The sequence below is a fragment of the Pseudomonas sp. MC6 genome, from assembly GCF_054790575.1.
Genome location: NZ_CP186504.1, coordinates 1,618,990 through 1,644,114, shown reverse-complemented (window position 1 = coordinate 1,644,114; position 25,125 = coordinate 1,618,990). Strand labels below are relative to the sequence as shown.

General features: G+C 58.6%; 21 protein-coding genes and 2 pseudogenes. 13 read left to right on the top strand and 10 right to left on the bottom strand.

What is annotated here, in order from left to right:
* Nucleotides 1-8: 8 nt before the first annotated feature.
* The 4 genes from ACOYXE_RS07425 to ACOYXE_RS07410 all read right to left on the bottom strand — a co-directional run bounded on the left by ACOYXE_RS07425 (nucleotide 9) and on the right by ACOYXE_RS07410 (nucleotide 4,352).
* Nucleotides 9-1,706: a DUF1302 domain-containing protein gene (locus ACOYXE_RS07425; protein ID WP_460928450.1), complete on the bottom strand. Its 1,698-nt coding sequence runs from the start codon at nucleotides 1,704-1,706 to the stop codon at nucleotides 9-11.
* Between the two features lie 56 nt (nucleotides 1,707-1,762).
* Nucleotides 1,763-2,899, bottom strand: coding sequence for an FAD-dependent oxidoreductase (locus tag ACOYXE_RS07420; RefSeq protein WP_460928448.1), 1,137 nt, complete (start codon nucleotides 2,897-2,899; stop codon nucleotides 1,763-1,765).
* A gap of 134 nt (nucleotides 2,900-3,033) precedes the next feature.
* A complete protein-coding gene (locus ACOYXE_RS07415; RefSeq protein WP_160057903.1) occupies nucleotides 3,034-3,396 on the bottom strand; it encodes a Rieske (2Fe-2S) protein in 363 nt (120 codons plus the stop codon).
* A gap of 14 nt (nucleotides 3,397-3,410) precedes the next feature.
* Nucleotides 3,411-4,352 (bottom strand): VOC family protein, encoded by a 942-nt coding sequence (locus ACOYXE_RS07410; RefSeq protein ID WP_460928446.1) that lies wholly within the window; start codon nucleotides 4,350-4,352, stop codon nucleotides 3,411-3,413.
* 257 nt (nucleotides 4,353-4,609) lie between these two features.
* Between ACOYXE_RS07410 and ACOYXE_RS07405 the strand changes: the two genes are divergently transcribed.
* The 4 genes from ACOYXE_RS07405 to ACOYXE_RS07390 all read left to right on the top strand — a co-directional run bounded on the left by ACOYXE_RS07405 (nucleotide 4,610) and on the right by ACOYXE_RS07390 (nucleotide 8,784).
* Complete coding sequence (locus ACOYXE_RS07405; protein ID WP_007910238.1) at nucleotides 4,610-5,572, top strand: LysR family transcriptional regulator; 963 nt, start codon at nucleotides 4,610-4,612, stop codon at nucleotides 5,570-5,572.
* Nucleotides 5,573-5,631: 59 nt separating this feature from the next.
* Nucleotides 5,632-6,789: an alpha/beta hydrolase family protein gene (locus ACOYXE_RS07400; protein WP_460928443.1), complete on the top strand. Its 1,158-nt coding sequence runs from the start codon at nucleotides 5,632-5,634 to the stop codon at nucleotides 6,787-6,789.
* 187 nt (nucleotides 6,790-6,976) lie between these two features.
* The gene (locus tag ACOYXE_RS07395) at nucleotides 6,977-8,326 is read left to right on the top strand and encodes a metal-dependent hydrolase family protein (RefSeq protein WP_460928441.1); all 1,350 of its coding nucleotides are present in this window, start codon (nucleotides 6,977-6,979) and stop codon (nucleotides 8,324-8,326) included.
* A gap of 11 nt (nucleotides 8,327-8,337) precedes the next feature.
* Complete coding sequence (locus ACOYXE_RS07390; protein ID WP_460928439.1) at nucleotides 8,338-8,784, top strand: GlcG/HbpS family heme-binding protein; 447 nt, start codon at nucleotides 8,338-8,340, stop codon at nucleotides 8,782-8,784.
* On the opposite strand, the gene ACOYXE_RS07385 is transcribed toward ACOYXE_RS07390, so the two are convergent.
* Nucleotides 8,769-9,704 carry a LysR family transcriptional regulator gene (locus ACOYXE_RS07385; RefSeq protein WP_460928437.1) on the bottom strand — a complete coding sequence of 312 codons (936 nt, stop codon included), beginning with the start codon at nucleotides 9,702-9,704 and terminating at the stop codon, nucleotides 8,769-8,771. The genes ACOYXE_RS07390 and ACOYXE_RS07385 overlap by 16 nt on opposite strands.
* 550 nt (nucleotides 9,705-10,254) lie before the next feature.
* On the opposite strand from ACOYXE_RS07385, the gene ACOYXE_RS07380 reads away from it, so the two are divergent.
* Entirely contained in the window at nucleotides 10,255-10,479 is a 225-nt protein-coding gene (locus tag ACOYXE_RS07380; RefSeq protein WP_017136943.1) for a DUF2188 domain-containing protein, read from the top strand.
* Between the two features lie 60 nt (nucleotides 10,480-10,539).
* On the top strand, nucleotides 10,540-10,881 hold the full coding sequence (locus ACOYXE_RS07375) for a hypothetical protein (protein WP_460928434.1): 342 nt from the start codon (nucleotides 10,540-10,542) through the stop codon (nucleotides 10,879-10,881).
* Nucleotides 10,882-10,938: 57 nt separating this feature from the next.
* Here the strand turns inward: ACOYXE_RS07375 and ACOYXE_RS07370 are convergent, their stop codons facing one another.
* Nucleotides 10,939-11,982, bottom strand: coding sequence for a DUF4062 domain-containing protein (locus ACOYXE_RS07370; protein ID WP_460928432.1), 1,044 nt, complete (start codon nucleotides 11,980-11,982; stop codon nucleotides 10,939-10,941).
* A gap of 210 nt (nucleotides 11,983-12,192) precedes the next feature.
* Between ACOYXE_RS07370 and ACOYXE_RS07365 the strand changes: the two are divergent.
* A pseudogene (locus ACOYXE_RS07365) lies at nucleotides 12,193-12,531 on the top strand (LysR substrate-binding domain-containing protein); the annotation flags it as partial.
* A 188-nt stretch (nucleotides 12,532-12,719) separates the two neighbouring features.
* Here ACOYXE_RS07365 and ACOYXE_RS07360 read toward each other — a convergent pair.
* The 3 genes from ACOYXE_RS07360 to ACOYXE_RS07350 form a co-directional block, all read right to left on the bottom strand.
* A complete protein-coding gene (locus ACOYXE_RS07360; protein WP_460928430.1) occupies nucleotides 12,720-13,124 on the bottom strand; it encodes an acyl-CoA thioesterase in 405 nt (134 codons plus the stop codon).
* 127 nt (nucleotides 13,125-13,251) lie between these two features.
* The gene (locus ACOYXE_RS07355; RefSeq protein ID WP_460928428.1) at nucleotides 13,252-14,001 is read right to left on the bottom strand and encodes a hydroxypyruvate isomerase family protein; all 750 of its coding nucleotides are present in this window, start codon (nucleotides 13,999-14,001) and stop codon (nucleotides 13,252-13,254) included.
* A gap of 93 nt (nucleotides 14,002-14,094) precedes the next feature.
* Complete coding sequence (locus ACOYXE_RS07350) at nucleotides 14,095-15,660, bottom strand: carbohydrate porin (protein WP_460928426.1); 1,566 nt, start codon at nucleotides 15,658-15,660, stop codon at nucleotides 14,095-14,097.
* A 166-nt stretch (nucleotides 15,661-15,826) separates the two neighbouring features.
* Here ACOYXE_RS07350 and ACOYXE_RS07345 point away from each other — a divergent pair, with 166 nt between their 5' ends.
* The 6 genes and pseudogenes from ACOYXE_RS07345 (at nucleotide 15,827) to ACOYXE_RS07320 (ending at nucleotide 22,664) form a co-directional block, all read left to right on the top strand.
* Nucleotides 15,827-17,101 (top strand): ABC transporter substrate-binding protein, encoded by a 1,275-nt coding sequence (locus tag ACOYXE_RS07345; protein WP_460928424.1) that lies wholly within the window; start codon nucleotides 15,827-15,829, stop codon nucleotides 17,099-17,101.
* A 20-nt stretch (nucleotides 17,102-17,121) separates the two neighbouring features.
* Nucleotides 17,122-18,085: pseudogene (locus ACOYXE_RS07340) on the top strand (carbohydrate ABC transporter permease).
* Nucleotides 18,082-18,924, top strand: coding sequence for a carbohydrate ABC transporter permease (locus tag ACOYXE_RS07335; protein WP_160057920.1), 843 nt, complete (start codon nucleotides 18,082-18,084; stop codon nucleotides 18,922-18,924). The pseudogene ACOYXE_RS07340 and the gene ACOYXE_RS07335 overlap by 4 nt, the downstream one beginning before the upstream one ends.
* A 27-nt stretch (nucleotides 18,925-18,951) precedes the next feature.
* Entirely contained in the window at nucleotides 18,952-20,097 is a 1,146-nt protein-coding gene (locus ACOYXE_RS07330; protein WP_460928422.1) for an ABC transporter ATP-binding protein, read from the top strand.
* Nucleotides 20,094-21,596, top strand: coding sequence for a glycoside hydrolase family 32 protein (locus ACOYXE_RS07325; protein ID WP_460928420.1), 1,503 nt, complete (start codon nucleotides 20,094-20,096; stop codon nucleotides 21,594-21,596). Before ACOYXE_RS07330 ends, ACOYXE_RS07325 begins: the two co-directional genes overlap by 4 nt.
* 75 nt (nucleotides 21,597-21,671) lie before the next feature.
* Nucleotides 21,672-22,664 (top strand): LacI family DNA-binding transcriptional regulator, encoded by a 993-nt coding sequence (locus ACOYXE_RS07320; protein ID WP_405123739.1) that lies wholly within the window; start codon nucleotides 21,672-21,674, stop codon nucleotides 22,662-22,664.
* A 55-nt stretch (nucleotides 22,665-22,719) separates the two neighbouring features.
* Here ACOYXE_RS07320 and ACOYXE_RS07315 read toward each other — a convergent pair whose 3' ends face one another.
* On the bottom strand, nucleotides 22,720-25,122 hold the full coding sequence (locus ACOYXE_RS07315; RefSeq protein WP_405123738.1) for a TonB-dependent siderophore receptor: 2,403 nt from the start codon (nucleotides 25,120-25,122) through the stop codon (nucleotides 22,720-22,722).
* Between the last annotated feature and the right edge of the window lie 3 nt (nucleotides 25,123-25,125).

The window sequence follows — 25,125 nt, the reverse complement described above, 5'->3', positions numbered from 1 at the left end:
AAGTCCTCTTAAAACGTGGTCTTGACGGAGAAGGCGAGGTAATCCCGATCCTTCAGCGATTGCTTGTAATTGAACTGGCTGAGGCCGTTGAGGTTGGTGTCCTCGGCGCCGTAGTAATGCGTGTAGGTCAGGCCGGCCGTGACGCGATCGAGGTAAGTAGCGGTGATGCCGATGTTGATGTCGCCACCGTTGTCCGGGCCGAACGAACTGACCACCGCTGATTTGCCCAGCGGGAAATAACTGACGCCGACCGGAATGCTGATATCGATGCCGGAAAAGAACTGGCGGTAGGTCGGCGTATAGACGACTTTGAAACCGAGGCCATCATCGGTGGCGTTCGGGTCCAGCGCGGCGCGATTTTTGCTGACGCTGAGCAGGCGGTTCCACGCCACTTCGCCGACCAGTCCGGACTCGCGGGCGATGAAGTTGGGGCCAAACGATGCCAACACGTTCAAGTTGACGTGAGCGGTGCGACCCACGGCGTAGAGCGCGTCATCATCGTTGTCGGCAATGACGCCGGGCAGCACGGTCTGACCGTTTGAAACCAGCGGCATGTTCCAGCGCATCGATGCTTCACCGGCGAAGCTGTACTCGTCCACGGTAGTGGAAAAACTCGCGCCCAGCGCGCGAATATCTTCGGGGTAAACCCAGTAGTACTCGCCGATCTGGCCGGTGCTGAAGTTCGGCGCCGCCGTCGACGGTTTCAGATACAGCTTCGGCGTCTTGTCGTGGTACTGGATGGCGTAGAGGCCGTACTCGACGGTCTCGGCGCTGTATTTCAGTTGCAGACCGCCCTGCCCCGAACTGCGCGCTTCCTTGTCATTACCGTGGAAAAAAGCGGCGGGACTGGCCGGGTTGCCGCCGAGGAATGCCGGAAACGGCGCACCGACGATCAAGCGCTCATTGCCTTCGCCAATGGTGTCGCTGGTGGAGAAATAGCTGCCGGCGGCGGGCAGTCGGGTTTCTTCCCACTCGAGTTGGTAGTACGCCCCGAGCGAGACGTCGTCAGTCAGTTGGAAGGTGCCAGATAGTTGATTGACCGGACGGGTGATTTCCTTGAACTGCGTATTAGGCACCGACTGCGCCTTGACCACATCAACCGGGGCCATGCCACCGGCAATGCCGTTGGCGCCGAAGAACAGGCTCTCGCCCCAGATCAGACCATGACGACCGGCGCGCACCGACGTTGCACGGTCGGCCAGTTCACCGTTCCAGTAGACGAACGCGTCGAGGATTTCACCATCGCCACCATGCAGATGACGGGTGTCATCGGTGAACTCGTCGTAGCCCACGGAACGTGCGTTGGCGCGGGACGGATCGTTATTGTCGTTGTTGCCCTGGTACTCGCTGTCGTACCACGCTGCGCCGCTCAAACGTGCGCCGAAATCCTGAAACGACAGATCCAGCTCCGAGAGGATGTCGGTGCGATTGGAGATCAGGCCTTTTTTGAACGCACGATCGCCATCGTCCTGATTGAGTGCCACCTGCCCCTCGGTCAACTTGCTGCTCGGATTCTGCGTGCGCCAGGCAGCGCTGTACTTGACCGTGTTGTCCCAGCGCAGCTTGAAATCCGGGTTGCCAGTATCGATGTCGAAAGCCTGAGCGGCCTGGCTGCACAGCACCAGCAGCGCAGCAACGCTCAAACCAAAGGGTGCAGACGAGCAGACCGGGCGACGCGCGAGCGCCGCAGTCGTAGAACTAACCATCGCGTTAACCTCTTGTTTTTATAGTGGTAACTGCTGTGGATGCGTTGCAGGTGGGCTTAGATTGGCTCGGCAGTGCGCGCGAGCATTTGCTTGACCAGGCCAATGCGATCGAAGGCGCGGTCGTGCTGCATCTCCTTGTCGCCGGCCAGCACCGAGCTTTCGCTGATGTATTTGCATCGCTCGAAGCGCCGCGCCATAAAGCGCTGCAACTGCTGCTCGACGCTGCTGGAGGCGGGCTGCTCGCGAGTGAGTTCTTCGCTGAGCACAATCGCGTCTTCGATGGCCATGCCGGCGCCTTGACCGAGATGCGGCGTGGTGGCGTGGGCCGCATCGCCAATCAGCAGGACGCGTCCGCGATGCCATGGCTCATCAACGAACACCACTTCCATCGGCTTGTAGACGACCTGGCTGTTGTCAGTGATTTGCTCACGCAGCTCGCCGATCAGCCCAGTAAAGCCTTGCAGGCGCTGGCGCATCTGCGCGGCCAGATCGGCAGGATCCATCCACGGATTGGACGGTTCGTGGGACGTCAGAAACAGGTACATCAAGTTACCGGCCAGCGGCACCAGCCCGGCGTTGCCGTCAGCACTTTGATAGTTGGCCAGATGATCGATCTGCGGCGCGCGGGGAAAGTTGTAGCGCCACACCGACTGACCAGTGAAACGCGGGGTGTAGGCATCGCCGAAGACCAGGCTGCGCACTTTCGAGAACAGTCCGTCGGCACCGACCACCAGGTCGTAGTGGCCGCGATTACCGTCGGTAAACAACACGTCGACCTCTGTGCCGTTGTCGTCCAGCGTTTCCACACTCAGGCCCAAACGCACGTTGGCACCGAGTTGCAAGGCGGTTTCACTGAGGACTTTATGCAGCGCCAAGCGGGAAATCCCGACGTTGGCGGGGTATTGCGGGCCAGCGAGGCGTTGACCCGGGATGCGCGCCAGTTGCTGTCCGCCCGGGCCGTAGATGGCGACGTCTTCAAACGCATAAGCGGCATCGAGATAGCCGTCGAGAACGCCTAGCTTGGCCATTTCACGAACGACGTTGCTCTGCTGAATAATCCCGACGCCATAGACTGTCCATTCGGACTTGAGCTCGATCAGGTCGACCTCGATACCTTTACGCCGCAAGGCGATGGCCGCGCACAAGCCGCCGATACCACCGCCCACGATCAGAACGTTGTTCACTGCACTCATGGTGTTCTCTCTTTTTATTCTTGTGATCGATGCTGCGTCGGGCACGGCATCGTTGGATGAAGCTTCCCGGCAAAGCAGGGATTTGACTAATCGCGAGTAAGGATGCGATGTATCGCCGTACGCGATACCTCGATTTATCCCGGCAGCGGCAACCCTTCAGGCATTTGCACCAGCAGCCAGCCGTCCTTCTCGCAGCTCGGCAGCGCCTCCAGCGTCTGGCCCAGACACGGGCCGTAGATGCACTCGCCTGTCGCCGGCAGAAATTGCGCACCGTGGGCATAGCAGACGATCAACTGGCCATCGGCGGACAGGAACTTGTCCTTGCGATACTCCAGGCGCACGTCCAGATGCGGACAACGGTTGCGATAGACCCGCACCTGATGGTCATGACGCAGGGCAAACACGCTGTCGCGTCCCTGCGCCAACGGATCGAATCCGCGCGCCCGGCCCTCCTCCAATTCGTCCAGCCGACACAGTGGCTGCGAAATTGCGCTCATGATCAGCGCCGCCATCAACCGAGTTTTGGCGGCGGGCCACCGGGAGCCCATTTTTCTTTGGCGCTGAACAGGAACAGCTGCGAGTTATCCGCCGACAGCGGCGCGCGACGGGCCTCCCAGGCGTCATCGTGCTTGTCCATGTCGGCGTCGTATTCGATGTGGCAGCCCAACGGACTGTTGAAGTACCAGAACCAGTTGGAGCCAAACAGGTGACGGCCCGGGCCCCAGAAACTGGTCCAGCCTTTTTGCTCGAATCGCGTCCCGGCCAGCAGCACTTCGGTGCCACTGCCCATGTGGAAGGTGAAGTGTTCGCAGCCTTTCATGTGCGGCGGGGTCTGGATCATGAACAGGCAATGGTGATCGTCAGAGCCTGCCGGGCGCATGAACGGCCCGGCGCCAATGAAGGTGTCGGTGGTGCGAAAACCCAGGCGCTCGGCGTAGAAAGCTTCTGCTTTCGCTGCGTCGGGCACGAAATACACCACGTGCGACAAAGTGCGCGGGAAAGCGCCCATATCGAGGGTAATGCCCGGCTGGTTAAGCGGCCGCTGTGGCGCATGGCCGGCGGCATTGGTCAGGTCATCCGGTGCGCTGTAAGGCCTGCGTACGCTGACCTGAAAAGCGATGGCGAAACCCATGTCATCAACGCTGTGCAGCACGCCGTGCTGATCGCGACAGACGATGCGATCACGGGCCAGCTCATCTTCGATAGCATCCAGATCGCTGATCGCAGCGACCCCGTAAACCGTCTCGCGAATCGACGGCGCCGGGCCGATTGCCGCTGGCAAATCAGGATCGTCGGCTCGACGGATAATCACGGCGGTGCCGTCCAGCGCTTCGAAACGCCCGCCTTCGCTGTCTACGCCGACCGGCGCAAGGCCGTAGTCGCGCAGGCAAGCGGTGCAGGCTTGAATGTCATCGACGCCAAAAATCAGGGCATCAAGGCCAATGATGTTCATGGCTTACCACTCCATTGAAATTATGATCCGGTGACTGTCGCCATGGACGCTTTGCAGCGCGCCGGGCCTGACTGGAAACCGGTGGTGGTGTCGGCAGCAGGGCCGACTGCGGCGAAGATTGGCGTACGGGCTGAGCGCTGACTAATCGCGAGTCGGGATGCGACCTATCGGCAAACGCGATACCTGCGCCGAAGGTTGACGTGTCGATGGATTCGTTCGAATGTATTGCGAAAATAAATACAAAAACGGACCTGCCCATGCGTTTCAACCATCTGGACCTGAACCTGCTGGTCGCGCTCGATGTATTGCTCGAAGAGCAGAACATCACCCGCGCTGCCGAACGCCTGCACATGACCCAATCCGCCACCAGCGGCGTGCTCGCGCGTTTGCGCACCTACTTTGAGGATGAGCTGCTGGTCCAGGTGGGACGCAAGATGCAGCCCACGCCCTACGCCACGGAACTGGCCAAACCGGTGCGTGAAGTGCTGCTGACGATCCAGTCCTCAATCACCGCCAAACCGGTGTTCGACCCGGCCACCAGCAAGCGCCATTTTCGCTTGGTGACCTCGGACTATCTGATCAGCGTGCTGTTCGCCCAGGTGATCCAGAACATTCATCAGCAAGCGCCCAACATCACCTTCGAAATGCTTGGCCCCAGCGACAATTCCGGCGAGTTGCTGGTACGTGGCGAGGTCGATCTGATGATTGTTCCCGAGCGCTACATCATTGAGGGCCACCCTTCGCGCCTGCTGTTCGAGGAAGAACACGTGTGCGTGGTGTGGCAAGGCAATACGCAAGTCGGCGACACCCTGACCCTTGAGCAGTACATGGAGATGGGCCATGTTTCGGTGGGCTTCGGCCGTACACGACACATGAGCATCGAAGAATGGTTCATGAATCAATACGGCTTCAATCGGCGCATTGAAGTGATCACCAGCGACTTCAATACCCTGCCGCAACTGATTGTCGGCACGCAGCGCATCGCCACGATGCACCAGCGTCTGGCGAACCTCTACGCGCACTATCTGCCGCTGCGCATTCTGCCGCCGCCGGTGAAAATTCCGGTCATGCGCGAGTACATGTTGTGGCATCGCAGCGTTGACGGCGACCCGATGCACCGCTGGCTGCGCGAACGCATCAGCGAATCCATCCAGCATCTACAACACGTGCCCATCGTATCTCGCGATACCTCGTATCCGCCGTCACGATTGGCCAATTAGTCAGGTGATCCTTAACGTGCCTTGGGAATGCCAAGGCAACCACAAGGACAACAATAATCATGTTTCGCTATTTCCCGACCAACTACGTTTGGAATCTCTCTGTCGACCTGGCCATTGAAATGGGCGCCCGCATGGGTGAAATCGAAGAGATGTGCGCCCCACTGCAAGAGGCGGCCAAGCAGCCGGACGCGGCCGGCACCCGCGCCTTTCGCGAAACCTGGGCGAAAATGGCTGACAAGCTCTGCGGTCTGGCCGAGGAAGACGAAGGCAATGGCCGGATGCTCTCGGCTGGCGAAAAATACAACCGCGCCGCCACTTACTATCTGACCTGCGAGCGCCTGCAGGCCCACGGCGCGCCGGGCCGTACCGAGCTCTATCAACGCTTCCTGCAAACCTTCAAGCGCGGCATCGAACTGTCGCGTGAAAACTGTGAACGGGTGGAAATCCCCTACGAGGGCAAACATCTTTCCGGCTTGCTGGTGCGCGCCGAAGGCGTCGAGGGTCCGGCGCCGATACTGGTGCAGGTCAACGGTCTGGACTCGACCAAAGAAATGAAATACCGCGTGGGCCTGCCAGCCTGGCTGGCGAAACGCGGCATCTCTTCGCTGATCATCGACCAGCCCGGCACTGGCGAAGCGCTGCGCCTGCATGGCCTGACTGCACGATTCGACAGTGAACACTGGGCCAGTCGCGTGGTGGATTGGCTGGAAACCCGAAGCGATGTTGATGCCAAACGTATCGGCCTCGAAGGTGTCTCGTTGGGCGGTTATTACTGCCCGCGCGCGGTTGCCTTCGAACCACGCTTCGCCTGCGGCGTCGTGTGGGGGGCCAACCATGACTGGCGTGATGTGCAAAAGCGTCGACTGGAAAAAGAAGGCAGCTTCCCGGTACCGCATTACTGGGCGCATGTCTGCTGGGTGTGGGGCGCCAAGAACGTCGAAGAGTTCATGACCATCGCCGAAAACGTCCACCTCGATGGCGTGCTCGACCGGATCAAGGTGCCGTTCCTGGTGACCCATGGTGAGCAGGATTCGCAGATTCCATTGAAGTGGGCGCATCGCACCTACGAACAACTGGTCAACAGTCCCAAATGTGAACTGAAAGTCTTCACCGAACGTGAAGGTGGCGTGCAGCATTCGAGCTTCGACAACAGCATCAATGCCGGGCATTACATTGCTGACTGGATCGCCGAAACTCTGGGCGGCCGTACCGCCTGATCACTGAAAAACACGCACAAAAAAACGCCGGACAATCTTTCGATTGTCCGGCGTTTTGCATTACCGGATTCAAGCGCTGGCGCAGCTATTGATGCCGTCAATACGCAGCCATCGATGCAATCTGCTGGTCGTCCCCTCGCCTGCTCTCTAGCCTCTCTTTGCATAACAATCACAGAGCGAAGACGCCATGACTGCCCTGCACCTGAAATGCCAGACCCTGTTCGACGGCACTGGAATGGAGACCCGCCAACAACAGACATTGATCGTCGAAAACGGCCTGCTCAGTTACGTCGGCGCTACCGCGTTGGCACCCGCTCCCCAGCCAGGCGATACACAGGTGGATGCGGGGGATGATTTCGTGATGCCAGGGCTGGTGGATGTGCACACGCATCTGGCCTTCGGCAACGCGCAGAGCGAAGAGGACATTGATCTGTGGACCAGCGACGAATTTCGCGCGTTGCGCGGGATGTTCTTCGCGCAACACGTACTGGCCGCCGGCGTCACCAGCATGGTCTGCCCCGGCGACAGCGGCCAGCTCAGTATCGCCGTGCGCAATGCGGTGACCGCTGGTTTATTTGAAGGTCCGAGGATCGCGGCCAGCAGCCGCGTCATCACCAATCGCCAGAGTCTGAATGACTGGTTCCCGAGTCGGGTCGGCGCCCCGGAATACTTCACCGCCCAACTGGTCACCAGCCGTAGCGATGCCCTCGCGGAGATCCGCAAGCAGGCCAAGGACGGCGTCGACCTGATCAAGATCGCCATGGACGGCACGCACCGCCGTCCCAACGGCGAAATCATTGCGGCCTTCACTGCCGACGAAACTTTCGAAATGGTTGAGGAAGCGCATCGTCTGGGCTGCAAGGTCGCCACCCATGCCTACGGTCGCGAAGCCGTGATGTACGCGGCGCGCGCCGGCGTTGATCTGGTTTTCCACGCCTTTTACATGGACGACGCGTGCATCGAGGCGCTGCTTGAAGCCGGCAGCATTCTTGCCCCGACCATGACGTTCCCGCAGAACACCGTGGATTTCTGCCAGCCCCATGATCCGGCGATCAGCACCGGTTATGCCGGTTATTGTGCACGCACACTGGAAATCGGTTCGGCGGTACTCAAACGCGCCAAAGCGGCCGGCGTACCGTTCGCCTGCGGCAGTGACAGCGGTTTTGCGGTGACGCCCTATGGCGAATGGCATGCGCGCGAACTGGAGCTGTTGGTTACGCGCTTGGGATTCACTCCGGCCGAAGCGTTATACGCAGCGACGGCTGTCGGTGCGCGCTGTATGCCGCGCGGTGAAACCCTCGGCTCGCTGCAAGTGGGCAAACAGGCCGACTTTCTCGTGCTCGACGGTTCACCGCTGGATGACATCCGCATCCTTCAGGATCGTTCGCGCCTCAAAGCGGTGTACAAGGCCGGCCAACCGGTACGCATGGATCGCAGCCCCTACAACCCCAAGCAAGTGTCCGATTTCAACTCGCTGAAATGGACGGATCTTTACACCCGCGACCGCGTGGCCCAACTGGGCAAGTGGGCTGTATGAGGACTGAGGCCATGCAACGACTTGATTTACAGACTGCGACGAACATGGCCAGCGATGCCATCCGCATCGCTCGGGAAACCGGGATCAAACCGCTGGGCGTCGCCGTACTGGATGCCGCCGGCCATCCCTTGGCGGTTCTGCGCGACGAACACGCCACTTTCCTGCGCCCGCAAATCGCCACCGGCAAGGCACGCGGTTGCCTGGGCATGGGTTTTGGTGGACGTGAATTGGCGCGACGCGCGCAAGCCATGCCGGCGTTTTTCGACGCGATCAACAGTTTGACCGGTGGTGAGGTGATTCCGGTGGCGGGCGGCGTGCTGATTCGAAATGCCGAGGGCATGATTCTCGGGGCCATCGGCATCAGTGGCGATACCTCGGACAATGACGAACGCTGCGCGTTACTGGCCATCGCCAAGGCAGGATTAATCGCCGACAGCGGCGATCAACCAGAGGGCTGATCGAGTAACGCGGCCTGTTCCATGAGCAGGCCGCGAAACCATTGCATGACCGGGTCATGTTCTTGATAGGGATGCCATTGCAAGACTTGAACGGCCTCGGGAAACGCCAGCGGTGCTGGATGGACGCGCAATGGATAACACTGGGCGAAGCGTTGCGCCTGTCGTCGAAACACCGTGGCAATGCGTGCGGTACCGACAATGAATTGCGGCATCAGCACAAAGCTTTCAACGGTCACCGCCACTCGCCGCTCAATGCCGAGTTCATCCAGGTGCATGGCATCCATCGCCAGGTTGTGCCCGTCGGCAAACTCACGCACCACGTGCGCTGCCGCGCGATAGTCAGCCATGCTCAGTTGCTCGGCAAACTGTGGCTGTTGCGCGCAGACGATGCAACAGAGCTGGTCAGTCATGAGCGGCACATGGGGATAGGCCGGGTTCAGCCGTCGCTGCGGCACGATCACGCAATCACTGCGCCGATAATCCAGCGCTTCGCTGACGACATCACCGTCGCGCGGGACAGGCATGTCGCGCAGGCTCAAGCGAATATTCGGAGCGATACGCGCCAATGCATGGCTGACCGCAGGGAGCAGCACATCGGCGACGTAATCGGAGGCTACCAGAGTGATGTGTCGGTCGCAGTTCGCCGGGTCAAAGTTCAGCGGTGCGTTGACGATCTCCCGGGTCAACGCCAACGCTGCACGCACTTTTGGCAGCAACTCCAGACCCAGCGCAGTGGGTTCCAGGCGGCGGCCCACTTGTACCAGTAACGGGTCGTTGAAATGTTCACGCAGGCGGCCCAATGCCGAACTGGTCGCTGACTGTCCCAGGCACAGGCGCTCGGCCGCCCGGCTGACACTGCATTCGCTCAACAAGGCGTCGAGCGCAACCAACAGATTAAGGTCGAGGCGTCGATATCGCATGTGGGTTCCGCTGAAGGTGATGGTGACGTCTTTGCGCCCGGTTTGCGGGCAGGATCAAAAACGAATCATGACCTTAGCGAGCTGTGTAGCAATGCGCCAATCGCGTGCGTCGTTGGGAGGTATCGCTAACGAAGATACCAAGCGCCAATGCGCGCTATAGCAGGTAAGCACCACTTTTGATCGAGAGCAACTTATAGGTTGCTCGAAAATCGATGCTCGTGGATGACGGCAATCGGCCAAAAGCAGACTGTCCTCCAGCGGCGGATAGTCCAAAACCCTGTCGACCACCTTGGCGTATATTTCTGCATTCCCTAAGCCCAGAAGTTAGCTAGCCCGATCACCCTTTTTCATGGATATAGTAGAGGAGCAGCCGCGTCGCGAACCGGCTAGGCACTTCTGCTTCTGTACGTAAGCTTGAGCCACCCAGACCGACTCGCCGAGACAAAGCACAACATACATGCATTATTAGTCGATCCATCACTACATGTTGTGCTTATCCGTTTCGATGCTATCTTCTATTAAGCATGCAACCCACTAGAAGAGGTGCTCCATGGCAGGCAAAAATCAGCACGTCGTGAAACGTGATGAAGGCTGGGCGGTTCGGGGTGAGGGCAATACTAAAGACACCTCCCACCATCGAACTCAAAAGGAAGCTGCTGACGCGGCTCGTCAGATAGCTCAAAACCAAAAAAGCGAGGTGCTCATCCACGGCCGGGACAACCTGATCCGTGAACGTGACTCCTATGGCAACGACCCCCATCCTCCCAAAGGCTGATTACGACCTCACAGCGCCTCCGGAAGGAGGCGCATCTTGGGCTTCAATAAGGTATTCAGCATGAAGATCGTAACAGTGGTTCACGTGCACCTGAATCGAATCGGCTCTACCCGTGGCGGGTTTGGAAGTCATAAGCGACTGACCACCTATGCAGAAGCACCGGATGCAGAAATCGAAACCCTTCGAGATCTAGTGATTTCGATTGCCGAACAAAATGGTGAGACACCTGGATCTCTGAACGACCTTCGCCATGAACGGCAAAGCGGCCACCCTCCCCACGTTAAGGTCTTCAACATTCATGCGCCCAGCACTTCATTCAGCGAGCCCTATGCATATTGCGAAGCCTTTCCAGCGCTCAAGGCTGACAACCGGATCTTCAAGCTAGAAGAACTGCCAAGCTAAGAACGAAGGGTTCATTGTTGCCTCTCCCCCTTCCGCCTGCTGGCCACGCTCAATTCTTTAGGAAAGCTTGCGTCCGATTCGGAACAAGACGTCTTCCAGCCACTGGTTGAAAACGCCCTGTGACGCTGGAATCAGCAGTTTTCTTTCCTCAATGTTTTTCTCACTGCGATGCGGCATGGACATCGACGATGCAGGGGTGGTTGGCGGCTCTGCGTAAACTTGGTGAGAAATTCCGTAGATCCCCAGCTGGAACCAGCCTCCCTTACCTCGGCTAATCAAACTAAAAGCTTCTTCCGCAAAGCGTTTTAGCCGGCTGGGCGAGATGTAATAGGAGGCAAAAAATTCGCCGCCCTTTCCTGGGGCTGCCAGAGGAATAGTGAGCCAGCTCATCCCATTATCGTGATGCCGCCAAGAGGCCTCATCCGCATCTAAGCCGGTGATATCTCCCTCGTTAAATGACTTGTAACCACCCTTGATAGAAACCAAGCCCGCTTGAGAAAGCTTGAGGAAGAATTCATCATGCTGGGTGTGCATGGAACGCAACGTACTCGAGAGGATGGGCTGCGGCAGAAACACGAGCTCTAGGCGATCTTCACGAGGCCGGCTACTCCAATTTCGGCTGTTGCTACGATTCTGCAGGTGCTGAACGAACTCCTGCTCGGAAATGGCACTGCGACTAGCTGCAAGTTGGCTTAGCCCCTGGATGATTTTGTCTGAGAGATCGCGATCACCTGTGAAGGTGGAACGGAAAAGGCCGTCGACGTAATCGGAAACCTCCCAGTGAAAACGCTTTTGATCATCCTCGACCGGAACCTCTTCCAGAAAAGCTAGGATGGGTTTATTGGCAGCTTTGGCGCGATGGAACTCCTGCTGAGTGACGGACTCACCTGTGTTGGTTTTGAAACCGAAGTCCGCGCCAAGAATCAGCACCACTACGTCGGCCTGGTCAACCTCAGTCATGCATGCGACTTCAGAGGAATAGGGTCTTGCACCAAAATCCTCACACATCACTGGGGTGTGCCCCAACAGAGAAACTGCTTTTTTAGCCGCCGCACGATAGTGCTCAAAATTACGTACTACAGAGCTGATAAACACGTTCATAGCAGTCCTCATCACAAATAGGCCACATCCGTTTCGCCTCATCATACCGGCCGCTTTACTCGAAGTGAAAGCTGCCGAAAAGAAGCTGGGCGCTGAATAGCCCGCCGATTTCGTAGATACCGACTGCTTTTGGCCGATTTCATTTCTGCCTCTCGAATCAAAAAGGGGACTGATTTATTTTTCAGAAAATAAATCAGTCCCCTTTTTTGCTTGTCCGGTCAGAGCAACAGAACGCTGCCCTGGCATTTTTCGGTAAAAGGCCAAGATCGATCATTTGTGAGTAACGCCGGCATCACCGTCACTGAGTCAAATGCGTACGTTCAGTGTGGCGTGTCGGGTTTCGGAATAATTCAGGCACCCGGGAGTACCGTGGCCGAACATTTGGCCAGTCGAGGTTTGGTAGAAATTCTAAAGCCCTATCGGCCAGCCCCTCGCCCCGTGTCGATGCTATACCCGAGCCGGACTCATTTGGCACCCCAGGTTCAAGTGTTTATTGAGTGGCTGCAAAAGCGTTTTCCGCAGCTTCATTCTGACTGGTTGGAACGATAGCGATCATTGAGCCGCGAAAACGGTGGTTACGGGGCGGGAGCGGTCATTCGTGAACGTCCGCTTCTGGCCGATTGCTGCCGGTCACCAAGGCCGCAATCGCCCATAGCTCCCGGTGAGGAACGGTAGATTTTGACCACAACCGGACACTTGACCGCCCCCCCGAACGTTTGTTGAGTCCGTCTGATCATCTATGAAAGAAGCGCTCGCAACGGAGCTGGAATGGGTACAACTTCCTTACTTTCCGGTGAGACACATACATGTGTGACATTCGCTGTAAATGACAGCACGCCTTCGCCGATAAACCCCTCAACCAAAAAAGTAAAAGAGTGCTCCCCCAACCTGGCCACGCTGACTTTAATAGTCAATTCGTCATCCCACGTCACCGGAGCCAGCAACTCGATCGACATCGCACGCACCGGCGGCAATATATTAAAACTCATCACAGCCCTAAGCCCCGGGCCCCCTACCCATCTGTCGAGTGCTACACCAATGGCCTCTACAGCAAAATATGAGAATCGCGGGGTGTAAACCACCCCTGCCGGATCACAATCCCCGAACAAAATTGTTCGACTTACAAAAACCGCCTCAGGCATAAATCCCCCCTACTCGCCAGCGTCAGTCCGTTATCGATGAGTTCTTCTCGCTCGGCCATCAAGGGCTTCTGCCTTTGATGGCGGCGATTGTCCCCACATCAGTGACTCAAAGATTTTCACCTGGGACCTAAGCACTCATCTGCTTGATCCAGTCAAGACTCTCAACGGTAGAGCCAGAAGGACGATATTCACACCCGATCCATCCGGCGTAGCCGCGCTGCTCCAGCGCCGCGAACAACACAGCAAAGTCGATATTCCCCGTTCCCGGCTCGTGACGCCCCGGGCAATCGGCGATTTGTACATGGACGGTTCTGTCATAAAACCGCGCCAGCACATCCGCTGCGTCTCCAGTCAAAAGCTGGGCATGGTAAAGATCAAGAATCAGCCCGACACTCGGGAAGGTCTCCAGTACCTGTTGCGCCTTGCTGAAGTCAGACTTGTAATAGCCCGGCATCGCCTGCGCGCTGATCACTTCGATCAGCGGCCGCAGCCCCTGGTCCTCCAAGTACTTAACCGCATATTCCAGGTTGCCCGCGTAGGTTCGCTCAGCGTCATTCTGCGTGGTAACGCCCGACATGATGTGGACATCCGCACACGCCAAGGTCTTTGCGTAGCGGGCGGCCTGGAGCAACCCGTCACGAAACTCCTCTCCCCTGCCCTGTAACGCGGCGATGCCTTTGGTCACGCCAGCCGGGGCGGCGAACTGAATCAACGGCAAACTGTATTGGGCTAGATGGTCGGCAAGCAGACTGGCGTCGAATTCATACGGCGAGGGGAATTCAACTGCCCGGAAACCGGCGGCTGCGGCGGCTTCGATGCGCTGCAGAAAAGGCAATTCATTGAATTGGAAACCGAGATGAGCATTGAACTTGAGCATTGGGTAATCATCCATCCTGGGAAGAAACGACATCATCAGCCTGGAGTATCCTTCGCCGCTCCAGCACTGCACTATCGCAAGTGCGTTCAACAATTAAAACCAGGTTTCCATCTGTATACCGTATTGCCACACCCCTCCCGCCTGGAAGTCGGACATGCCAAAGGAGTCGTTAGTACTGAACCTGTCCAGATCCGAAGACCAGTTCATGTAGCTGGCGAACACTCGCAACTCCGGACGCGTGAGTAGATCGCCGACGTCGAGTTTGAATGTCGGGGCGACCGTGAACTTCCAGAAGTTACCATCGACCGCATTACGTTGTAGATAGCCTTTGGGGTCGAGGTTCATGGTTTGCCAGCTCATTTCGTAGGCCATTTCGAAGTTGCTGTTGATTTTGTTGGCCAAGCGCACGTTGAGAGTCAGCCAGCGGTAGTCGTCACCTTTAACGTATCGATCCTTGCTCTGTTCAGCCAGCAAGCTGGGCCCGATGCGCCAGTCAGAGGTCAGCGGGGTCTCACCGTAAAGCGCCAGACGCAGCGCGCGGGCATCGTCGATCAGTTCACCATCCGAGCCAACGTTCTTGACCTCGGCCCCCAGACCTTGCCCATAAAGCAGCGCCGTTTTGAAGAAGCCTTCCCTGCCGAAAAAGCTTTTCTGGTGATTGGCCAGCATGCTGTGCAAACCGGAATCCGCAGGCGTCAAACCGGCTTTATTGGTGCGGGTGCCGACATCGTTTTTCTTTGCGCCGATGGCGTTGTACATCCACTGCCACTGGCCATCCTCGAAGAACTGGTTGGAGGTCAGGATGTAGCTTTCCACGTCGGCATTAATTCCGCCTTGACTGAAATCCCCGTAGCTACGCCCAATCAACGAGTAATTCGAGCGCCAATGCTGGTTCATCTGCACATCGTAAATTCCACCGCCAGTGCCGGCGAGGTAAACGACGTCGGAGTCCAGCCAGTGGATATCGAAATTATCTCTATCGAAGCGCTTGCCCGCCCACAACGCAGCGTTCTCGAAGACTGAATTGCCTTTGAATGCAGCGACATGGTCGAGCGTGGCGAACACCTGGCGTAAGTTGAGTTTGCTTTCGTCGGCCGTCCAGTCATTGGAGCTTTCTACACCGTCGGCGATGGAGACGGTGAATTTGGAACGGGTACCGTTTTGCGCATAGATCTCTTTCGACAGGTCGATACGCAGGTAGGTGTCGTCCTCGTTGCCGAGTCGCCCGACTGCCCCGCCCACCGAGCCGGCCGGCGTTGTATAAGGGCCGCCACGCCCGCCACCCAGCCCCTCGTCGACCAGCAATCCGGAGCGCGCATAGCCGTTGAAGCTGAACCCATCGGTGAGGTTTCCGGCACCGCCCTCCTTCTCCAGGCTTTGCTGGCGGGCTTCGAGTTTTGCCAGTCGGGTGTCCAGAGCAGGCGCCGAAATGGCTGTTGCGTTAGAGGCGACGGGTTGCAAGGGCGGCGTCGCGCGTTTGACCTGCTGCAATTCACGGGCAAGTGCCTGGGTCTGCTGTTCGGCCGTGGCCGCACGCTTTTCCGCTGCGCTGGCACGCGCTTCAAGTGCGGCCATGCGCTCTTCCAGCGTCGCGCCCTGAGAATCCGCCGCCGATGTGCCGAGCACGCCGACCAGCAGCCAGCTTGATCCTTTCTGCATGTTGATTCCCTGTTTTGTTTTTATTTTTTGGTTGCCGCAATTGCCTTTTTTGTGTAAGTGGCGAGTTGTCACAAACGACAAAAAAAGGATGCCTCCTCGCAAATACGCTGCTACATTTGGCGATGTTAACGTTAACTTTTCTAAAAACAAAAATAAAGGACGCTCGATGAAACACCTGAAATCGCTCCTGCCCGTTATATTGATCACCCTGTCTGCCGCACTGCCATCCGTGTCGAACGCAACCGATCTGACGATCTCTTGCGGTGCGGTGGGTGCGGAGTTGCAACTGTGCAAAGAGGCCGTCGAGACATGGTCGAAACAGACCGGCAACAACGTTGAGGTGGTCTCCACGCCTAACTCGGCAACCGAGAGGTTGTCGTTCTACCAACAGATCCTCAGTGCGCAGTCCACCGACATCGACATCATTCAAATCGACATGGTGTGGCCGGGGATGCTGGCCAAACACCTGATGGATCTGCGTGAAGTGCTTTCCGCCAACGCGACCCAAGGCTACTTCCAGGCCCAGGTCGATAACGCCACGGTCAACGGACGGCTGGTGACGATGCCGTGGTTCACCGACTCGGGGCTGCTGTATTACCGCAAGGACTTGCTTGAGAAATACAACAAACAGGTTCCCCAGACGTGGGAGGAAATGACCGCTACCGCCAGGGATGTGCAACAGGCCGAGCGCAACGCTGGCAACGCCAATGCCTGGGGTTATATTTTTCAGGGACGTGCCTACGAGGGGCTGACGTGCAATGCGCTGGAATGGATCAGCAGTCAGCCGCAAGGCGGACTGATCAATCAGCGCGGCGACATCGTGGTCAACAGCCAGGCCTCTAGAGCGGCGTTGACCCTGGCGAAAAGCTGGGTCGGAGATATCTCCCCGCGTGGCGTGCTCAATTACACCGAGGAAGAAGGACGTGGCGTATTCCAGTCGGGCAATGCGCTGTTCATGCGTAACTGGCCTTATGTCTGGGCCCTGGTGCAAAGCCAGGACAGTGCCGTAAAAGACCAGGTCGGCGTCGCTCCCCTGCCCCGCGGCGGCGAGACCGGCGAGCATGCCTCTACCCTCGGTGGCTGGGGCCTGGCGGTATCGCGTTACAGCACGCATCCGAAACTTGCCGCCGAGCTGGTGAGCTACCTGAGCAGTGCCCAAGAGCAAAAACGTCGCGCGCTGAAAGGCGGCTATAACCCGGTGATCGAGTCGCTGTATCAAGATCCCGAGTTGCTCGCGGCCATGCCTTATTACGCTCAGTTGCACAGCATTCTCAACGCTGGGGTCATGCGCCCCGCCGCCATCACCGCCGAGCGCTATCCACGGGTCTCCAATGCGTTCTTCGATCGGGTGCATGGCGTGCTGGCCGGCGAGTTGCCCGTCGATCAGGCACTGGCCGAACTGGAAAGCGAACTCACGCGCATCAAACGCCGGAACTGGTAAGCCACAAGGAAGGAAACACCATGTCTGTCTCTACGACCCATGCCCCGTTTGACGAGCTGCTGCTCGCGAGGGAAACGCCTGTACAACGTCGCCGGGTGCGCGCCGCCTGGCTGTTTCTGACGCCAATGCTGATCTGCCTGGCCCTGGTGGCAGCGTGGCCGTTGCTGCGCACTTTCTGGTTCAGCCTGACCGACGCCAGCCTGGCGGATACCGGTGGCGCAACCTTCATAGGCGTGAGCAATTATCTGTCGTTCAGCGGTTCCGGCTGGTCGGGCATCCTCGTCGATCCACAGTGGTGGAATGCGGTGCGCAACACGTTGTATTTCACGGTGGTCTCGGTGGGACTGGAGGTCGTGCTGGGGTTGTTGGTGGCGTTGCTGCTGAACATCAAGTTCACCGGCCGTTCTCTGGTGCGGGCGTTGATTCTGATTCCGTGGGCGATTCCGACGATTGTCTCGGCGAAGATCTGGTCATGGATGCTCAACGATCAGTTCGGCATCATCAATCACCTGATGCTCAGCCTCGGTCTGATTGACGCGCCTCTGGACCTGGACGGCAGATGCCGACCTGTCGATGTGGGCGGTGATCATCGTTGACGTCTGGAAGACCGTGCCCTTTGTCACGCTGTTGATGCTGGCGGCCTTGCAGATGTTGCCGAGCGATTGCTACGAAGCGGCCAGGGTCGATGGCATTCACCCGCTGAAGGTGTTCTGGCGCGTCACGCTGCCACTGTTGATGCCTGCACTGCTGGTGGCGGCGATCTTCCGCATCCTCGATTCCCTGCGGGTGTTCGACGTCATCTATGTGCTGACCTCGAACTCGTCGAGCACCATGAGCATGTCGGTGTATGCCCGCCAGCACCTGGTGGAGTTCCAGGACGTCGGTTACGGCAGCGCCGCTTCGACACTGTTGTTTCTGGTGGTCGCGGTGATCGCAATGCTTTATCTCTACCTCGGACGCCGTCAACTGGAGGTCCGCGCATGAGCCCGCGCCTGCTGAAAAAAGCGCTGTTGCGCCTCGGCTTCTGGTGCCTGATCGGGGTGTTGCTGCTGTATGCGGTTTTTCCTTTCTATTACGCCATCGTGACCTCGCTGAAGCCCTCCAGCGCGTTGTTCGAGGTGAGCTACTGGATCGAAAATCCCAACTTCTCCAATTACGCGGCGGTCCTCCACCAGGCTTCATTCCTGCGAGCGATCGGTAATTCGCTGGTGGTTGCGCTGTGCGTGGTGACGCTGGCGCTGTTCCTCAGCCTGACCGCTGCCTATGCCTTGGGCCGGGTCAAATTCCGTGGACGTGGCACGGTGTTGATGTTGGTCCTTGGCGTGTCGATGTTTCCTCAGGTCGCGGTGCTGTCGGGACTGTTCGAAGTGATCCGCGCCTTGGGCCTGTACAACACGTCGTGGGCGTTGATCCTCAGCTACACGATTTTCACCCTGCCCTTCACCGTCTGGGTGCTGACCACGTTCATGGGACAACTGCCCCATGAACTGGAGGAAGCGGCAATCATGGATGGTGCGTCGCCCTGGGTGACGCTGACCCGCGTGCTGTTGCCGCTGCTCTGGCCAGCCCTCGTCACCACTGGTTTGCTGGCCTTCATCGCCGCGTGGAACGAGTTTCTGTTTGCCCTGACCTTCACCCTCACCGACAGCCAACGCACGGTGCCGGTGGCCATCGCCTTGATTTCCGGCGGCAGCCCCCATGAGTTGCCTTGGGGCTTGTTGATGGCTGCCTCGGTGCTGGTCACCGTCCCACTGGTGATTCTGGTGCTGATTTTCCAGCGCCGAATCGTTTCCGGTCTCACTGCCGGCGCGTTAAAGGGTTGATGCCCAATAAAGACAAGGAACCGCATCGTGATCAAATTGAAACTGGACAACGTGAGCAAACAATTGGGCGGCGTGCGGATTCTTCGCGACATCAGCCTGGAGATTGCGGCGGGTGAATTCGTGGTGTTCGTCGGTCCTTCGGGCTGCGGAAAGTCGACGCTGCTGCGCCTGATCGCCGGGCTGGATTCTATCTGCGCCGGTGATCTGCTGATCGACGGGCGCCGGGTCAATGACTTGGAACCGCGCGAGCGTGGCGTCGGCATGGTGTTTCAGTCCTACGCGTTGTACCCGCACATGAGCGTCTACGACAACATCAGTTTTGGTCTAAAACTGGCGAAGACTGAAAAGACCAGCCTGCGCGAGCGCGTACTGAAAACCGCGCAAATCCTGCAATTGGACAAACTGCTGCAACGCAAACCAAAAGAACTGTCTGGGGGGCAGCGTCAGCGTGTGGCCATGGGCCGGGCCATGGCGCGGGAGCCGGACATTCTGTTGTTCGATGAGCCGCTGTCCAATCTGGATGCCTCCTTGCGGGTGCAGATGCGCAACGAAGTCGCCCGACTGCATGACCGATTGGGCTCGACCATGATCTACGTCACTCACGATCAGGTGGAGGCGATGACCCTGGCCGACAAAATTGTCGTGCTCAATGGCGGCCATATTGAGCAGGTCGGCTCACCGCGCGAACTGTATGAACGCCCGGCCAGCCGCTTTGTCGCCGGTTTTCTCGGTTCGCCGAAAATGAATTTCCTGCCGGCACGCCTGCAGGCGCCGGGCGAAACCAGCCTGGTCGATGCTGCCGTTTTGGGGATCACCACCCTGCCCTTTGACAGCTCGAACCTGGCGGCAGACGCCGCGCTGAGCCTGGGCGTTCGCCCGGAACACCTGTCGCTCAAGGCGGCGCAGGGAACGGCTGGCGTCGTTGTGACCGGGGTCGAATACCTGGGCAGTGAAACCTATGTGCACCTCGATACCGGGCAGGACGAGCCACTGATCTGTCGTTGTGAAGTCAACGCCGGTTGGCAGGCAGGCGATCGGGTCGAGCTGCAACTGGACATCGACACGATCCACCTGTTCGACAGCGACGGCACGGCATTGAAGCGCCACCCGCACGCCATTGAGTCCGTGGCGGATGACCTCTCTCTACGCTCAATCCGAGCACACGCCCTATGACCTTGTCTTTGAATACCGCGAGCGATCACATGCCTTCGACCCTTGACCTTGCGCAGCGCGCACTGGCTGACAGCCAGTCCCGCGTCATCGAGGATTATCGACCCGGTTATCATATTGCCCCGCCGGCAGGCTGGATGAACGACCCGAACGGGGTCGTGTACTTCCGTGGCGAGTACCACGTGTTCTATCAGCATCACCCCTTCGACGCGAAATGGGGGCCGATGTATTGGGGCCACGCCAAGAGTGCCGATCTGGTGCATTGGCAGCACCTGCCCATTGCGCTGGCACCCGGCGATGACTGCGACCGCGACGGCTGTTTTTCCGGGAGCGCCGTGGTCTGTGGCGATACCCTGGCGCTGATCTACACCGGACACACCTGGCTGGGCGAAGTGGGTGACGAGCGCTTGATCAAACAGGTCCAGTGCCTGGCAACCAGCAACGACGGCATCCGCTTCGTCAAACACGGCGCAGTGATCGACAGCGCGCCGCAAGACGCCATCATGCATTTCCGCGATCCCAAGGTCTGGCAGGAAGATGGCCATTGGTACCTGATTGCCGGCGCACGTCTGGGCGACAGGCCGCTGCTGCCGTTGTACCGCTCCACGGATCTGCACGCCTGGGAATTCCTCGACTATGTGTCCGCCGGCAGCGAGGGCGATGGCTATATGTGGGAATGCCCGGACCTGTTTCGACTGAATGGACGCGATGTGCTGCTGTACTCTCCGCAAGGCATGCAAGCCGACGGTTATGACCGGCTCAACAAGTACCAGACCGGTTATCGAGTGGGCCATCTCGACAACCAATGGCAGTTCACCGGCGGGCCTTTTATCGAGCTGGATAACGGCCACGATTTCTATGCGGCGCAGACGCTGTTGGCCGCCGATGGTCGGCGCCTCCTATGGGCATGGCTGGACATGTGGGAAAGCCCGATGCCGAGCCAGACCCATCACTGGTGCGGCATGCTCGGATTACCCCGCGAACTGGAACTGTGCGCCGATCGCCTTCGCGTGTATCCGGCACGGGAGCTCAGCGCGCTGCGAATGGCGCAATGGCCGGGGACGCCGTGGTGGGGAGATTCAGGAACTCGCTGGGTACCGCAAGTAAACGGCGACATGCTGGAAATCCATGTGCATCTGGATCTGCTCGGCTGCACTGACGGCCACCTGGGAGTCGCCTTGCGCTGCAGCGACGATGGCCGTGAAGAAACCCTGCTCTACTATGATCCGTCACTGCAGCGCCTGATGCTTGATCGCAGCCGTTCGGGTGCGCAAGTCACCGGCCAGCGCAGCGTGGCGATAGACCCGACACAAGAGCGCCTGGAACTGCGCGTGTTTCTTGATCGCTCATCCATCGAAGTGTTCGACGAAAACGGCCGCTTCAGTCTCAGCAGTCGCCTCTATCCGCGCTCCGACAGTCTGGGTGTGAAGCTGATGGCCAGTGGGAGTGGCGGACGCGTCTCGATTGCCAAGGCATGGCCGCTCGGTTCTGCATGGTCATGAGCGGCGTCATTCGGGTCGCGAGAAGCCCGGGCCCTGTGTCATGATTCTGCGTCAACCTGACCGGCCGCACTTCGCATGACTTCAGTGAAAGACGTTGCACAACTGGCCGGCGTGTCCCTGATGACGGTGTCTCGAGCGCTCAATACTCCGGAAAAACTGAGCCCCGAAACCCTTCTACGGGTGCGTCGTGCCATTGATGAACTGCAATTCGTACCCAGCCTGTCAGCGCGCAAGATGCGCGGTGACAACCTGCAGTCGCGCACCATCGGCGTGTTCGCGCTGGACACTGCGACCACGCCCTTCGCGGTCGAGCTGCTGCTGTCCATTGAACAGACTGCGCAGCAAGCTGGCTGGAATGTCTTTATCCTCAACCTGCTAAGCAACCCGCCCACCGACCAGAACATCGACCTGATGCTGTCGCACCGTCCGGACGGTTTGATCTTCAGCGCCATGGGGTTTCGCCAGGTCAGCATTCCCGAGCGCTTGAAGAGCAAGCCTCTGGTGCTCGCCAATTGTCTGGCAGATGACAGCAGCCTCGTCAGCTATGTACCCGACGACGAAATGGGCCAGTATCGCGCCGTACACCACGCATTGAGCCTCGGCTACAAACGTCCTCTGTGTATCAATCTGCCGAAACAGAGTCTGGCATGGGGGCTGCGACAACAAGGTCTGCAGCGTGCCTGTCAGGCATTCGGACTGGCGCCTGAAACGCTCCTGCAATATGACCTTTCCGATCATGATGCCTACAGTGAAACAGCCGCCATCCTCGACCGGCATGTCATTGATGGTCGTCCCCAATTCGATATTCTGATCTGTGGCAACGACCGTATCGCCTTTTGTGCCTATCAACTGTTGTTGGGGCGTGGCCTGAAAATTCCCGACGATGTCGCCGTGCTCGGCTACGACAACATGATCGGCATTGCCGAGTTGTTCATCCCGCCGCTGACCACCGTGCAATTGCCGTACTACGAAATTGGGCGCCAGGCTGCACGGCATCTGATCGAAACCCTGGAGCTATCGGGAACCCAGCGCGTTGACTGTCCATTGGTGGTCAGGACATCACTCTGAGAGTGGGTCAGCTCGCTGATAGCACTCCCGATTGCTTTCGATTTGCCGAGTGGAATCAGAAGTCCACCGTCGCTGAAAGCAGATAAGTTCTCGGTGTCGACAACGTCAATCCTGGCTCACTATCGTCCGAAGCGCCTGCCGAACTCCAGTAGCGTTTATCCAGTACGTTTTCGACATTGGCGCGCAAGGTGACGGTTTTCTCATCGACCTTGAAGGCATACCGCGTACCTACGTCGAAGCGCTCCCAGGAATCGATTTCCTTGTCGTTGGACTGATCCAGGTACTGCGAACTCGAATAGATGCCCCGCGCTGTCAGCGTCAGCCCCTGCACAGTCGGCACGTCCCACTCTGCGCCCAGATTGACGTTGTATTTCGGCGTCGCCGGCGCCCGGTTTCCGTCGAAGGTGCCATTGGTGGTCTTGGTCAATTCGCTGTCGATGTACATCACACCGCCAAGCAAACGGAAGCCTTTGAGCGGTTCGCCGAACACGCTCAATTCCACGCCGTCGTTCTGTCGCTTGCCGTTGGGTCCGAAGACTCGGGTCGTTGCGTTGGTTTCATAAGCGGGCTGTTTGATCCTGAACACCGCTGCCGTCAAGGCATACGAGCCGGCGTCGTACTTGGCACCCACCTCGACCTGCCGACTGATAAACGGCGGGAAGATTTCATCTTCGTTCACCGAGGTCGACGGCGCGATCTTGCCCTGACTCAGGCCTTCCATGTAGTTGGCGTACAGCGACAATCGGTCCGTGGCCTTGAACAGAATCCCGCCCGATGGCGAGACCTTTTCTTCGTCGTAAGCCGTGTCGCCTTTTACGTCATCGCTCCAGTCGTCGACTTTCACCCGCTGCCAGCGAGCACCGAGGGTCAGCAGCAATCGATCGTCGAAAAAGCCCAGGGTGTCGGACAACGCCACGCCGCTGAAGCGGTTCTCGGTATAGACCTTGGCGTCATTGCGTGTCGGCGTGCCGGGTTTTGCTGTTTCAACCGGGTCATACAGGTTGCTGCGCCCTGCCGCGTAACGCGCGCCGCCGTTCTCGAAATCCATGTAGAAGTAGCTGGCCGCGAGGTTGACCTCATGGCTCACTGGCCCCGTGTGGAACCAGTTGCGCACGCCGGCCGTGGCGGTACGGACATTCTCGTCGCGGGTGAAGTCGCGCGGCAGTACGCTGAAATCACCGGCATCGTTGGTGACGGAAACGGCGTGGCGCAAGAAGTCATGATTACTTTTGCGCGCGCCGACGCCGCCGTACAGCATCACCGAATCATTGACGTCGAACTCGGCGTTGACTGTGCCGAAGGTGTCCTCGGTTTTCGCCTGGCTCCACGGTTGCGCATAATTGCGATGCACGCTATTTGCGCTCGGAACCTTGGCACTGGCGGCGACTTGTACGCGCTCTTGCGGTGCGTCGGTATCGCGCTCGGTGTGGCCGATATCGGTCGAAAGTCGCAAGCGCTCACCGCGAAAATCCAGGCCGAGCACGGCCATGTCACGGTCGACACTTTGATGATCCCACTCGGTATCACCGGACTGCTTGACGCCGTTGAAACGCAGGCCGAACTGGTTGTCCTCACCAAACCGGCGCCCGACATCCACCGCTCCACCGACCTGATTATTCGACGCGTAATTGGCAGTCAGTGAAGTGATCGGCTGATCGCTAGCGCGCTTGGGCACCACGTTGATCCCCCCGCCCACACTGCCCCGCGGCGAAATGCCGTTGATGAGCTGGCTCGGGCCTTTGAGAATATCGACGCGATCGGCCATTTCCATGTCGATCGTGTAAGTCGGCAACACACCGTAGAGGCCGTTATAGGCCACGTCGCTGTTGAACAGGCTGAAGCCACGGATGGTGAACTGCTCATAGCGGCCCCCGGCCGGGTTGGTCGCGCGCACCGAAGGGTCGCTGGCAATCAGATCACCCAGCGTGCGCGCCTGTTGGTTTTTCACGGTTTCACTGGTGTAGGTGGTCATGCTGAACGGGGTTTCCATGAAGTCCTTGGACCCGAGCAAACCCTGCGAACCGCGTCGTGCTACCTGCCCTCCGGCAAATAAATCGGCGCCTGTCGAATCACTGGCGCCGAGGATCGACGTCGGCGCCAATTGCAGGCTGCTGCCCTCCGCTGCAGGCACCAAGGTGTAAGCCTGATCGCCCAGCGGTTGCAGTTGCAAGCCAGAGCCCAGCAACAACCGGGTAAACCCCTCCTCCACGCCAAACTCGCCGGACAAACCATTACTGTTGCGCCCGCTGACCAGCGCCGGATCGACCGACAGATTGACCCCGGCCAACCCGGCAAAGCGGGTCAGTGCTGCACTCAAACTACCGGCCGGCACCTGGTAACTGCGCCGAGCGGCGTCTTCGGCCCAACTGGATTGAATCAACACAGGGCTGGCACTCAGGCTCAGCAGGAGGCTCAACTGCAACAACGGACGCAAACGACTTGGGAATACTGCGGGCATTGG

Excerpts from the sequence above, each read along its gene's own strand:
- ACOYXE_RS07425 (WP_460928450.1), bottom strand. The coding sequence starts at position 1,706 with ATGGTTAGTTCTACGACTGCGGCGCTCGCGCGTCGCCCGGTCTGCTCG.
- ACOYXE_RS07420 (WP_460928448.1), bottom strand. The coding sequence starts at position 2,899 with ATGAGTGCAGTGAACAACGTTCTGATCGTGGGCGGTGGTATCGGCGGC.
- ACOYXE_RS07415 (WP_160057903.1), bottom strand. The coding sequence starts at position 3,396 with ATGAGCGCAATTTCGCAGCCACTGTGTCGGCTGGACGAATTGGAGGAG.
- ACOYXE_RS07410 (WP_460928446.1), bottom strand. The coding sequence starts at position 4,352 with ATGAACATCATTGGCCTTGATGCCCTGATTTTTGGCGTCGATGACATT.
- ACOYXE_RS07405 (WP_007910238.1), top strand. The coding sequence starts at position 4,610 with ATGCGTTTCAACCATCTGGACCTGAACCTGCTGGTCGCGCTCGATGTA.
- ACOYXE_RS07400 (WP_460928443.1), top strand. The coding sequence starts at position 5,632 with ATGTTTCGCTATTTCCCGACCAACTACGTTTGGAATCTCTCTGTCGAC.
- ACOYXE_RS07395 (WP_460928441.1), top strand. The coding sequence starts at position 6,977 with ATGACTGCCCTGCACCTGAAATGCCAGACCCTGTTCGACGGCACTGGA.
- ACOYXE_RS07390 (WP_460928439.1), top strand. The coding sequence starts at position 8,338 with ATGCAACGACTTGATTTACAGACTGCGACGAACATGGCCAGCGATGCC.
- ACOYXE_RS07385 (WP_460928437.1), bottom strand. The coding sequence starts at position 9,704 with ATGCGATATCGACGCCTCGACCTTAATCTGTTGGTTGCGCTCGACGCC.
- ACOYXE_RS07380 (WP_017136943.1), top strand. The coding sequence starts at position 10,255 with ATGGCAGGCAAAAATCAGCACGTCGTGAAACGTGATGAAGGCTGGGCG.
- ACOYXE_RS07375 (WP_460928434.1), top strand. The coding sequence starts at position 10,540 with ATGAAGATCGTAACAGTGGTTCACGTGCACCTGAATCGAATCGGCTCT.
- ACOYXE_RS07370 (WP_460928432.1), bottom strand. The coding sequence starts at position 11,982 with ATGAACGTGTTTATCAGCTCTGTAGTACGTAATTTTGAGCACTATCGT.
- ACOYXE_RS07360 (WP_460928430.1), bottom strand. The coding sequence starts at position 13,124 with ATGCCTGAGGCGGTTTTTGTAAGTCGAACAATTTTGTTCGGGGATTGT.
- ACOYXE_RS07355 (WP_460928428.1), bottom strand. The coding sequence starts at position 14,001 with ATGCTCAAGTTCAATGCTCATCTCGGTTTCCAATTCAATGAATTGCCT.
- ACOYXE_RS07350 (WP_460928426.1), bottom strand. The coding sequence starts at position 15,660 with ATGCAGAAAGGATCAAGCTGGCTGCTGGTCGGCGTGCTCGGCACATCG.
- ACOYXE_RS07345 (WP_460928424.1), top strand. The coding sequence starts at position 15,827 with ATGAAACACCTGAAATCGCTCCTGCCCGTTATATTGATCACCCTGTCT.
- ACOYXE_RS07335 (WP_160057920.1), top strand. The coding sequence starts at position 18,082 with ATGAGCCCGCGCCTGCTGAAAAAAGCGCTGTTGCGCCTCGGCTTCTGG.
- ACOYXE_RS07325 (WP_460928420.1), top strand. The coding sequence starts at position 20,094 with ATGACCTTGTCTTTGAATACCGCGAGCGATCACATGCCTTCGACCCTT.
- ACOYXE_RS07320 (WP_405123739.1), top strand. The coding sequence starts at position 21,672 with ATGACTTCAGTGAAAGACGTTGCACAACTGGCCGGCGTGTCCCTGATG.
- ACOYXE_RS07315 (WP_405123738.1), bottom strand. The coding sequence starts at position 25,122 with ATGCCCGCAGTATTCCCAAGTCGTTTGCGTCCGTTGTTGCAGTTGAGC.